Origin of the sequence: Actinocorallia libanotica (assembly GCF_039525175.1) — a bacterium.
Lineage (GTDB): Bacteria > Actinomycetota > Actinomycetes > Streptosporangiales > Streptosporangiaceae > Actinocorallia > Actinocorallia libanotica.
In genome coordinates, this window is the sequence record NZ_BAAAHH010000046.1 from 34,783 (window position 1) to 45,084 (window position 10,302).

Below are 10,302 nucleotides of genomic sequence, written 5' to 3' on the forward strand. Positions count from 1 at the left end.
GAAGATGGAACGTCGTACCTTCATGCGCGCCGGCGTGCTCGCCGCGGGGACCGCCGCGGTCTCCGGTTCACTGATGCGCGGGGCGCTGGCCGCCCCCGCGCAGATCGGCACCGGCCCCTACGGGGCGCTGCTGGCCGCCGACGCCAACGGCATCCGGCTGCCCTCCGGCTTCACCAGCCAGGTCGTGGCCCGGTCCGGCCAGGCGGTGCCCGGCACCTCCTACGTGTGGCACTCCGCTCCCGACGGCGGAGCCTGCTTCGCCGACGGGAGCGGCTGGATCTACGTGTCCAACTCCGAGGTGTCCGGTTCCGCCGGGGGCGGCGCCTCCATGATCCGGTTCGACTCGGGCGGGACGCCGACGGCGGCTTCGCGCATCCTCAGCGGCACGAACAACAACTGCGCGGGCGGCAAGACGCCGTGGAACACCTGGCTGTCGTGCGAGGAGGTCGGCCTCGGCCGGGTCTGGGAGACCTACCCCTTCGGCGGCTCGGCGGCGGCGCGTCCGGCGATGGGCAGGTTCAAGCACGAGGCGGCCGCGGCCGACCCCGTCCGCCAGGTGATCTACCTCACCGAGGACGAGACCGACGGGCGCTTCTACCGCTTCGTCCCGGCCACCTGGGGGAACCTGTCATCGGGCACCCTCCAGGTGCTGGTGGCGGGCTCGGGCACGTCTGGGTCGTTCGGCTGGGCCACCGTGCCGGACCCGGACGGCTCGCCGACGGCCACCCGGAACCAGGTGGCGGGGTCGAAGTCCTTCAACGGCGGCGAGGGCTGCTGGTACGCCGACGACACGGTGTGGATCACCACGAAGGGGGACAACCGGGTCTGGCAGTTCGACCTGGGCGCGAGCACGTTCGAACTGGCCTACGACGACGGCCTGGTCACGGGCGGGACCGCGCCGCTGACCGGGGTGGACAACATCACCGGCTCCTCCTACGGCGACCTGTACGTCGCCGAGGACGGCGGGAACATGGAGATCAACGTCATCACGCCCGACGACAGGGTGGCGCCGTTCCTGCGGGTGACGGGGCAGGGCTCCTCGGAGCTGTGCGGGCCGGCGTTCAACCCGGCGGGGAACCGGCTGTACTTCTCCTCGCAGCGCGGCACGTCCGGCTCCTCCAGCGGTGGCATCACCTACTGCGTGACGGGGCCGTTCCGCACCTGATCCCCGCGCTCCCCGTTCCGGGCCGAGAAGGCGCCGGGGGCGGAGAAACGAGGAGGCCCCCTCAGCCCGAAGGCTGAGGGGGCCCCTCGCACGTTTGCGTGGATCAGATCCCGCGGACGTTCTCGGCCTGCGGACCCTTGGGGCCCTGGGTGATGTCGAACTCCACCCGCTGGGCCTCCTCCAGGTTGCGGTAACCGCTGCCCTGGATGGCACTGAAGTGGACGAAGACGTCCGGGCCGCCCTCATCCTGAGAGATGAAGCCGAAGCCCTTCTCACCGTTGAACCACTTGACGGTGCCCTGCGCCATACTGCACTCCTGGGTTGTAACTCCGGGCCCACACTGCGCGAGCCCGCGGCCGCCGCGAGAGTCCCCCCGTAAATGAAGAAAGCCCGCGGAAGTGCACTCCGCAGGCAATCGAACACTCGATCAGCGAAAGAACAGCTACGACCACTGCTCAAGGTAGCACACTGAGGACTCCCGGTGTCCGTCCGAGCGCGATCAATCCCCCCACTTTTTCCCGAATCCCGTTCGGTATGCTGCGGGCAACGGACGATCGGGAGGTAATCGGGTGGGAGCGGCGATCGCCGGCCTCGGCATGACCGAGCTGGGCAAGGTGTACGGGCGCAGTCCGCGCCGGCTGGCCGCGGACGCGGTGCGGCTGGCCGCGGCCGACGCCGGGCTGGAGCTGGCGGACCTCGACGGGCTGCTGGTCAGCCACGGCCTGGGCGGCTCCCCCGGCATCGAGCTCGCCCAGACGCTGGGCCTGCGCGACCTGCGCGTGCTCAGCCTGATGCACGCCTTCGGCGCCACCGCGGGCGCGATGGTCGCCCACGCGGCGATGCTCGTCCAGAGCGGAGCCGCCGACACGATCGCCTGCGTCTTCGCCGACGCGCCGCTGAAGCCCCAGCAGTCCGCCGGCGCCGCCTACGACCGGTCGGCGCGCGAGTACTACGGCTACGGCGGCATGACGGCCTCCCAGGGCTTCCGCAGCGTCAACGCCTACTACGCGCTGGCCGCCCAGCGGCACATGGCGCGCTACGGCACCACCAGCGAGCAGCTGGGCGCGGTCGCCGTCTCCACCCGGCAGTGGGCGACCATGAACCCGCTGGCCCAGATGCGCGACCCGATCACGATCGAGGACCACCAGAACTCGCGCTGGGTCGTGGAGCCGCTGCACCTGCTGGACTGCTGCCTGGTCTCCAACGGCGCGATCGCGGTGGTCGTCACCCGCGGCGACCGCGCGGCCGACCTCGCCCAGCCCCCCGTGCACGTGCTGGGCTGGGGCCAGGGCCACCCGGGGCACACCATGGAGCGCGGCAGCGGGTTCGGGCTGACCACCGGCGCGGCGGTCTCCGGGCCGACCGCGATGAAGATGGCCGGGGTCACCGCCGCCGACGTCGACCAGTGCCAGGTCTACGACTGCTACACCATCACCACCCTGCTGACCCTGGAGGACTACGGGTTCTGCGCCAAGGGCGAGGGCGGGGCGCTGGCCGAGTCCGGGGCGCTGGGCCCGGGCGGGCGGCTGCCGACCAACACCGGCGGCGGACAGCTGTCGGGCTACTACATGTGGGGCATGACGCCCCTGTCCGAGGCGGTGATCCAGGCGCGCGGCCAGGGCGGCGAGCGCCAGGCCGAGCGCAACGAGGTGATCCTCGTCAGCGGCAACGGCGGCATCCTCGACCACCACAGCACCCTCATCCTCGGCCCGACGGCGCCGGGCGCGCGAGCAGGACGGTGAACACGATGACCATCAGACGTGACGGACGCACCGACGCGTTCTTCGACGGGGCGCTGCGCGGCGAGCTGGTCGTCCGCAGGTGCGGCGAGTGCGGCCGGTGGTACGCGCCGGACGCCGCGGGCTGCGCCGGGTGCGGCGCGCAGCGGCTGGAGTGGGCCGCCGCCGAGGGCACGGGCACGCTGGTGAGCTGGGCCGCGGGGCCGGGCCGCGGGGGCGGGCCCGCCGCCCGCATCGGGCTGGTGGAGCTCGCCGAGGGCCCCTGGCTGCACGCCGCCCTGGCGGACGTGGACGCCCCCGCCGAGGGCCTGGCGCTCCGGGCGCGGTTCACCCCCCAGGAGGAGGGCGAGCCGCTGCTGGAGTTCGTCCCGGCCTGAGCCCCGCGCTCCGAGCGCCCCCGTCCCGCCCCGCGGGACGGGGGCGCCTCGCTTTCCGGCAGGTCCCGCTCCGCCTTTCCCGGGGCCGCGGGGGTCCCGAACCGAATGAGATTCGGTATGGTCGTGGCATGAAGACCGACGTCTGTGACCTGCTCGGGATCGAGTTCCCGCTGTTCGCGTTCAGCCACTGCCGTGACGTGGTCGCGGCCGTCACCAACGCCGGGGGGTTCGGCGTCCTGGGGGCCGTGGCCTACACCCCCCGGCGCCTGGAGGAGGAGCTGGCCTGGATCGACCGGGAGACCGGCGGCCGCCCCTACGGCGTGGACGTCCTGGTGCCCGCCAAGATCGACGCCTCGGCGCGGGAGGGCGGCGACCCCCTCGCGGCGATCCCCCGGGAGCACTGGGAGTTCCTCGTCCGGCTGTTCGAGAAGTACGGCGTGCCGGTGCCCGACCTGGCCGGGGAGAACGCCGCCAGGGCCGCCAGGAGCGGGGCGCGGGGCGTCACCGGGGCCGGGGCCACCGAGCTGATCGACGTCTCGCTGTCCCACCGGATCGGGCTCATCGCCAGCGCGCTGGGCACGCCTCCGCCGATCATGGTGGAGAAGGCCAAGGCCGCCGGGGTGCCGGTGGCGGCACTGGTGGGCACCGTCGAGCACGCCCGGCGCCAGGTGGCCGCCGGCGTCGACCTCATCGTCGCCCAGGGCGGCGAGGCCGGCGGGCACACCGGCGAGATCTCCACGATGGTGCTGGTGCCCCAGGTCGTCGACGCGGTGGCGCCCGTCCCGGTGCTGGCCGCCGGCGGCATCGCCTCCGGCCGGCAGGTCGCCGCGGCCCTGGCGCTGGGCGCTTCGGGGGTGTGGACCGGATCGGTGTGGCTGACCACCGAGGAGGCCGAGACCCCGCAGACGGTCAAGCAGAAGATGCTCCAGGCCACCGCCCGCGACACCGTCCGCTCGCGTTCGCGCACCGGCAAGCCCGCCCGGCAGCTGGTGTCGGCCTGGACCGAGGAGTGGGAGGGGCCCGACTCCCCCGGTTCGCTGCCCATGCCGCTGCAGATGATCGTCGCCGAGGCCGCCATGCGGCACCTGTCCAAGCACGCCGAGAGCGGCAACGAGGGCGCGCAGCAGCTGGTCAACTACTTCGTCGGCCAGTGCGTGGGCATGATGAACACCATCAAGCCCGCCAAGCAGGTCGTCTACGACATGGTCGAGGAGTTCGCCGACTCCATGGAGCGGCTCTCGGCCCTGTCCTCCGCCGGGGAGTGAGCTAGCGCCACTGGTTGAGCGGGCGGCCCGGCCCCTGGCGCACCTGCCGGGTCACCAGCTCCGCCAGGGCCGTGTAGCCCGCGGCGTTCGGGTGGTAGCTGTGGATCTTCACCTTGAAGGCGCTGAGGTCGACGTCGAGGCCGTTCACGTAGGGGACGCCGGTGCCCACCTCGTGTCCGGTGAAGGCGCTGTAGACGTCGATGAACTCCACCGAGCCCGGCGCGCCCTGCTGCGCCAGCTCCCCGTCGGCGGCCCGGGCCACCTCGTGGACCAGGTCGTTCAGCTCCTTGCCCTGGGCGTTCAGCCAGCGCTGGTCGGCGACGCCGAGGTTGTCCAGGGCCGCGCCCTCCCGCTCGCCGAACAGCCTGGGGTAGCCGAGCAGGATGACGCGGGCGCGGGGCGAGCGCTCCCGCAGGCTCCGGACGATCCTGGTCAGCTCCTGCCTCAGCACGGGCTTGCGGGCCTCGAGACCGGCGTCCTGCCCCTGGCAGGCGCCCGACCACGGGAGGGCCAGGATGCAGCCCGCGAGGACCTTGGTGAAGCCCAGGTCGTTGCCCCCGATGCTGAGGGTGATCAGGCTGGTGCCCGCGTCGGCGTGCTCCACCTGGGGCGGCTCGCCGGCCTTGGACGTGAAGAAGTGCTCGGTGCGGGCGCCGGCGCAGGCGAAGAACCGGGAGCCTCCGGCGAACTCGAACGTCCTGGAGACGGTGTGCACGTAGCTGCGGGACGTCCGGTGGCAGCGGTTCTCCGGAGCCAGGTCGTCGGGGAGGGCGTAGGCGCCCTCCCCGGAGGAGAAGGAGTCGCCCAGTGCCACATAAGCGCCCTGGGAGGCGGCCTCCAGCGGGGTGAGCGGCTGCCTGCCGGGCAGGGCCGCGGCCGGCAGCGGCGGCGGCCCGGACGGGTGCTCGCAGCCGATGCCGAACATCCGGCAGCGCGCCCGCTCCGACAGCAGGGGCACGCCCGCGCCGAGGAGCACCACCGCGAACAGGGCCAGGGCGAGCAGAACACGCGCTCTGGCTCGGGCCCAGGTCCCCATGCCCACCCCCGCAGGCGTCATCCGGCTTTTCCCCGACCCTAAAGGAGCGGCCACGCTTGCGGATACCGACCGCCAGGTATCCGAAGGCCGCGCTTCCCACACCCGCTCCGACCGTCGAATTTCGACACAGGAGATGATCTAGTGAGAAAACTTCTCCTCCGGAGCGATAAATCCTCGATATTTCGGTGGAACTTCCTGACACCGCCGCCGCTCCCCTGCAACACTGTGGGCCACCGGACGGTGACAGAGCACACGCATGCCCGCAGCCATTCCCCTCCCCCCGAAGGCGGTGCGGTGACCCTCACGGAGAGCGATCTCTCACGGCGGCTCGGCGAGATCCACGCCGCCACCCTCGGTGTGTTCCAGGACTCCTCCGGCCGCGGGCCCTCCCACGAGGAGGTCGCGGTGCTGGCGGACGTCGACGGCGCGGCGCTGCGCCGGCGCTGGCCCCTCCTGGACGAGCTGCTGGCGGACTCCCTCGCCGCCCTGCTCCCCCCGCCCGCCGACCCGGGCGACCTGGGCGGCCTGCGCGCCGAGCTGCGCCCGCTCGTGGTGCACCTGGCGCGCGAGTACTCCGAGCACGGCGAGCTCCTGGTGCGCACGATGGCCCGGCTGTCCGCCGCCCCCGCCCTGGACCGCGCCTTCCGGCAGCGCATCCTCTACCCGCGCGTGGAGTGCGTCCGCCACATCTTCGGCCGCGCCGTCCTGCGCGGGGAGCTGCGCCCCGACGCCGACCCCCGGCTCATCTTCTCCCTGGTCCCGGCCCTGCTGAGCTACCGCACCATGCTCCGCGACCCGGCCCCCGACCCCTCCCTGGCCGACCGCCTCCTGGACACCGTCCTCCTCCCCCTCCTCCTCCTGCGCTGACCCCTCCGCCCCGGAGCCGGTCCCCGGCCGCCCGGACCAGGGCCCTGCCCGCCAGGACCGGATCCCGGCCTCTCGGGGCCGACCGCAGATCCTCCGGACGGGCCGGAGGGCCGCGGGTTTCCCGGTCGGCCGCGGGGCGTCGGGGAGGGTGAACCTTCCCGGGTCGCGGACCGTCCGATACAGGACGGAGGAGGCGGGGCGCCGCGGAGCGTGCCGGGCCTTCCTCCGCGCGGCGCGGGAGGATCATGTTCGCTTTCCTGACGGGCCTGGGGCTGGCCGGAGCGGCCGGGCTCAACGCCTACATCCCGATCCTGGTGGTGGGGCTGCTGGGGCGGTACACCGATCTGGTGGTGCTGCCCGGGGAGTTCTCCTGGATGGGGAACGGGTGGGTGCTGGCGGGCCTGGCGGTGCTGCTGGCCGCCGAGATGGTGCTGGACAAGGTGCCGCTGGTCGACTCGGTCAACGACGCCGTCATGACGCTGGTGCGGCCCGCCGCGGGCGGCGCCGCCACGGCGGCCACGGCCGCGGCCGCCGACCTCGACGCCGGGCTCGGCACCGGCCTGGCCGCGCTCCAGGAGCACACGTGGCTGAGCTGGGTGCCGGGCGTCCTCACGGCGCTGGCCGTGCACGTGCTCAAGACCCTCGTGCGCCCCATCGCCAACACCGGCACCGCCGGCACGGCCGCTCCGGTCCTCAGCACCGCCGAGGACGGCCTCTCCCTGGGCCTCAGCCTCCTGGCCGTCCTCGCCCCGGTCGCGGGCCTCCTGCTCCTCCTGGCCCTCCTGTACGCCGCCTTCCGGCTCGTCCGCCGCATACGCCGCCGGAGGCGGGCCCCCGCTTCCGGTTGAGCCCGCTTCCGGTCGGTCCTTCTCCCCGGCCGCTCTCCGCCCCCGCTGAGCCCCGCTTCCGGTCGGTCCTCTCCCCGGCCGCCCTCCGCCCCGGCCGCCTCCGGCCCGCGGCGAGCCGGCCGTCCGGCGCAGGACGGGACCGTCCCGGGCAGAGGAGGGCCCGCCGGGGGCCGCGGCGCCTCGCCACGCGGCCCCCGGCGGCCCGGGTGAGCGGTCAGGAGATGCCGGCCTCCTTGAGGTCGCGGAGTTCGCGCTTGAGCTCCTTGATCTCGTCGCGGAGGCGGGCGGCGAGCTCGAACTGGAGGTCCTTGGCCGCCTGGTGCATCTGCTCGGTGAGGGAGAGGACGAGCTCCTCCAGCTCGGCGCGGGGGCGGTCGGTGACCAGGTCGGCGGTGTGGCCGCCGACGCGGCCGCCGAGGGCGGGGACGGGCGCCCTGCCGCGGGGGCGGGCGCCGCCGAGGCTCGCCTCGGTGTCCTCGTCCTCGCGGACGATGGAGTCGAGGATGTCGGCGATCTTCTTGCGCAGGGCGCGGGGCTCGATGCCGTGCTCGGCGTTGTAGGCCTGCTGCTTGGCGCGGCGGCGGTCGGTCTCGCCGATCGCCCGCTCCATCGACGGGGTGATCTTGTCGGCGTACATGTGCACCTGGCCCGAGACGTTGCGGGCGGCGCGGCCGATGGTCTGGATCAGGGACGTCTCCGAGCGCAGGAAGCCCTCCTTGTCGGCGTCCAGGATCGCCACCAGGGAGACCTCGGGCAGGTCCAGGCCCTCGCGCAGCAGGTTGATGCCGACCAGCACGTCGAACTCGCCCTGGCGCAGCTCGCGCAGCAGCTCGATGCGGCGCAGGGTGTCGACCTCGCTGTGCAGGTAGCGCACCCGGACGCCCAGCTCCAGCAGGTAGTCGGTGAGGTCCTCGGCCATCTTCTTGGTCAGGGTGGTGACCAGGACGCGCTCGGAGCGCTCGGTGCGCAGGCGGATCTCGTGGACGAGGTCGTCGATCTGGCCGTCGGTGGGCTTGACGACGATCTCCGGGTCGACCAGGCCGGTCGGGCGGATCACCTGCTCGACCACGTCGCCCTGCACCCGGCCGAGCTCGTACGGGCCGGGCGTGGCCGACAGGTAGACCGTCTGGCCGATGCGCTCGAGGAACTCCTCCCACTTCAGCGGCCGGTTGTCCAGCGCGGACGGCAGCCGGAAGCCGTGGTCGACCAGCTGGCGCTTGCGGGAGGCGTCGCCCTCGTACATCGCGCCGATCTGCGGGACCGTCTGGTGGGACTCGTCCAGCACCAGGAGGAAGTCGTCGGGGAAGAAGTCCAGCAGGGTGTGCGGCGCCGAGCCGGCCGCCCGGCCGTCCATGTGCCGCGAGTAGTTCTCGATGCCCGAGCAGGTGCCGATCTGGCGCATCATCTCCAGGTCGTAGGTGGTGCGCATGCGCAGCCGCTGCGCCTCCAGGAGCCTGCCCTGGCCCTCCAGCTCGGCCAGCCGCTCGGCCAGCTCGGCCTCGATCCCGGCGACCGCCCGGTTCATGAGCTCCTCGCCCACGCCGTAGTGGGTGGCGGGCAGGATGTGCAGCGCCTCGTGCTCGGAGATCACCTCGCCGGTGAGCGGGTGCAGGGTGGCGAGCTTGTCGATCTCGTCGCCGAACATCTCGATCCGCACGGCCAGCTCCTGGTACTGCGGGATCACCTCGATGGTGTCGCCGCGCACCCGGAAGGTGCCGCGGGTGAACGCCAGGTCGTTGCGGGCGTACTGGATGTCCACCAGGCGGCGCAGCAGGTGGTCGCGGTCGATCTCCATGCCGGTCTCGAGCTTGATCATCTGCTTGACGTACTCCTCGGGCGTGCCGAGGCCGTAGATGCACGAGACCGACGCCACCACCACGACGTCCCGCCGGGTCACCAGGGACGAGGTCGCCGAGTGCCGCAGCCGCTCGACCTCGGAGTTGATCGAGGAGTCCTTCTCGATGTAGGTGTCCGTCTGCGGGACGTACGCCTCCGGCTGGTAGTAGTCGTAGTAGGAGACGAAGTACTCGACGGCGTTGTTCGGGAGCATCTCGCGCAGCTCGTTGGCGAACTGCGCGGCGATCGTCTTGTTGGGCAGCATGACCAGCGTCGGCCGCTGCACCTGCTCGACGAGCCAGGCGACGGTGGCCGTCTTGCCGGTGCCGGTGGCGCCCAGCAGCACCGAGTCCTTCTCGCCGCGCCGGATCCGCTCGGACAGCGCCGCGATCGCCGCGGGCTGGTCCCCCGCGGGTGTCATCTCCGTGACGACCTCGAACGGCTTTTCGATCCGCTGAAGGTCGAGTTCCTGGCGCACGTGCCCTCCCCTGACTGCCATCTCCCCCACCGTACGGCCCGGCACCGACAAACCCGTCCCGCTTCCGTCCGGGGGCGGCCCTCACCCGGGGCGGGTCCGCCAGAAGCCGGGACCGGCGGCCCCGAAGAGCCGCCGGTCCCGGAGAACGCAGAGGATCACCGCTTCCTTCCCCGGCCGGGCCCGGGAGGCTCGTCGCTGCGGTCCACCGCGTCCGGCCGCGTCTCGGCGCCCGTCCGCGCGCCCCTGCCCGGGACGGTCCCCGGACCCGTGGCCTCCAGGCGCTCGACCTCGATCCGCTCCCGGCGGACCTCGTCGCGGATCACCCGCTCCTCGGGCACCTGCTTGATGTTGAGCCGGACCCGCTCCACCGCGTGGATCTCCTTGACGGCGAACGCCTCCTGGCCGCGCAGGACGACCTCGACGGCGTCCTCGCCGATGTCGGCGACGCCCTCGGCGACCGGGAGCCGCTCCAGCTCGAACTCCTCGTGCACGAGCCGGACCCGCTCCTCCACGGGGACGACGTCCACGTACTTGTGCAGCCGTACGCGGCCCGTCTCGATCTCCTCGGTCTGGAAGGAGATGCGCTCCTCGCAGCGGGTCAGCGCGAGTTCCTGCTGGTGCCCCGGCCGCCCGCCCTCCGGCGTCCGCTCGCGCCCCAGGCCCGCCGCGCCGGCGGCCCCCGAGGTCACCC

Annotated in this window: 10 protein-coding genes; 6 read left to right on the top strand and 4 right to left on the bottom strand. The window is 73.0% G+C overall.

The window, feature by feature from the left end:
• The first annotated feature begins 4 nt into the window (after positions 1 to 4).
• Positions 5 to 1,165, top strand: coding sequence for an alkaline phosphatase PhoX (locus tag ABD140_RS34840; RefSeq protein WP_344246303.1), 1,161 nt, complete (start codon positions 5 to 7; stop codon positions 1,163 to 1,165).
• Between the two features lie 103 nt (positions 1,166 to 1,268).
• On the opposite strand, the gene ABD140_RS34845 is transcribed toward ABD140_RS34840, so the two are convergent.
• Entirely contained in the window at positions 1,269 to 1,472 is a 204-nt protein-coding gene (locus tag ABD140_RS34845) for a cold-shock protein (protein WP_106398580.1), read from the bottom strand.
• 262 nt (positions 1,473 to 1,734) lie between these two features.
• Here ABD140_RS34845 and ABD140_RS34850 point away from each other — a divergent pair, with 262 nt between their 5' ends.
• From ABD140_RS34850 to ABD140_RS34860, 3 genes are all read left to right on the top strand, one after another.
• Positions 1,735 to 2,907: a thiolase family protein gene (locus tag ABD140_RS34850; protein ID WP_344246305.1), complete on the top strand. Its 1,173-nt coding sequence runs from the start codon at positions 1,735 to 1,737 to the stop codon at positions 2,905 to 2,907.
• 5 nt (positions 2,908 to 2,912) lie between these two features.
• Positions 2,913 to 3,281 carry a Zn-ribbon domain-containing OB-fold protein gene (locus ABD140_RS34855; RefSeq protein WP_344246307.1) on the top strand — a complete coding sequence of 123 codons (369 nt, stop codon included), beginning with the start codon at positions 2,913 to 2,915 and terminating at the stop codon, positions 3,279 to 3,281.
• A gap of 128 nt (positions 3,282 to 3,409) precedes the next feature.
• A complete protein-coding gene (locus tag ABD140_RS34860) occupies positions 3,410 to 4,546 on the top strand; it encodes an NAD(P)H-dependent flavin oxidoreductase (protein ID WP_344246309.1) in 1,137 nt (378 codons plus the stop codon).
• Between the two features lies 1 nt (position 4,547).
• On the opposite strand, the gene ABD140_RS34865 is transcribed toward ABD140_RS34860, so the two are convergent.
• Positions 4,548 to 5,603 carry an SGNH/GDSL hydrolase family protein gene (locus ABD140_RS34865; protein WP_344246311.1) on the bottom strand — a complete coding sequence of 352 codons (1,056 nt, stop codon included), beginning with the start codon at positions 5,601 to 5,603 and terminating at the stop codon, positions 4,548 to 4,550.
• 273 nt (positions 5,604 to 5,876) lie between these two features.
• Here ABD140_RS34865 and ABD140_RS34870 point away from each other — a divergent pair, with 273 nt between their 5' ends.
• Both ABD140_RS34870 and ABD140_RS34875 read left to right on the top strand, forming a co-directional pair.
• Positions 5,877 to 6,449, top strand: coding sequence for a TetR-like C-terminal domain-containing protein (locus ABD140_RS34870; protein ID WP_344246313.1), 573 nt, complete (start codon positions 5,877 to 5,879; stop codon positions 6,447 to 6,449).
• Positions 6,450 to 6,694: 245 nt separating this feature from the next.
• Entirely contained in the window at positions 6,695 to 7,297 is a 603-nt protein-coding gene (locus tag ABD140_RS34875) for a DUF4126 domain-containing protein (RefSeq protein WP_344246315.1), read from the top strand.
• A gap of 214 nt (positions 7,298 to 7,511) precedes the next feature.
• Here the strand turns inward: ABD140_RS34875 and uvrB are convergent, their stop codons facing one another.
• A complete protein-coding gene (gene uvrB / locus ABD140_RS34880; RefSeq protein ID WP_425544184.1) occupies positions 7,512 to 9,632 on the bottom strand; it encodes an excinuclease ABC subunit UvrB in 2,121 nt (706 codons plus the stop codon).
• Between the two features lie 134 nt (positions 9,633 to 9,766).
• The coding region (locus ABD140_RS34885) for a YsnF/AvaK domain-containing protein (RefSeq protein ID WP_344246317.1) at positions 9,767 to 10,302 on the bottom strand (536 nt) is incomplete at its 5' end.

Excerpts from the sequence above, each read along its gene's own strand:
- ABD140_RS34840 (WP_344246303.1), top strand. The coding sequence starts at position 5 with ATGGAACGTCGTACCTTCATGCGCGCCGGCGTGCTCGCCGCGGGGACC.
- ABD140_RS34865 (WP_344246311.1), bottom strand. The coding sequence starts at position 5,603 with ATGACGCCTGCGGGGGTGGGCATGGGGACCTGGGCCCGAGCCAGAGCG.
- uvrB (WP_425544184.1), bottom strand. The coding sequence starts at position 9,632 with ATGGCAGTCAGGGGAGGGCACGTGCGCCAGGAACTCGACCTTCAGCGG.
- ABD140_RS34855 (WP_344246307.1), top strand. The coding sequence starts at position 2,913 with ATGACCATCAGACGTGACGGACGCACCGACGCGTTCTTCGACGGGGCG.
- ABD140_RS34875 (WP_344246315.1), top strand. The coding sequence starts at position 6,695 with ATGTTCGCTTTCCTGACGGGCCTGGGGCTGGCCGGAGCGGCCGGGCTC.
- ABD140_RS34845 (WP_106398580.1), bottom strand. The coding sequence starts at position 1,472 with ATGGCGCAGGGCACCGTCAAGTGGTTCAACGGTGAGAAGGGCTTCGGC.
- ABD140_RS34860 (WP_344246309.1), top strand. The coding sequence starts at position 3,410 with ATGAAGACCGACGTCTGTGACCTGCTCGGGATCGAGTTCCCGCTGTTC.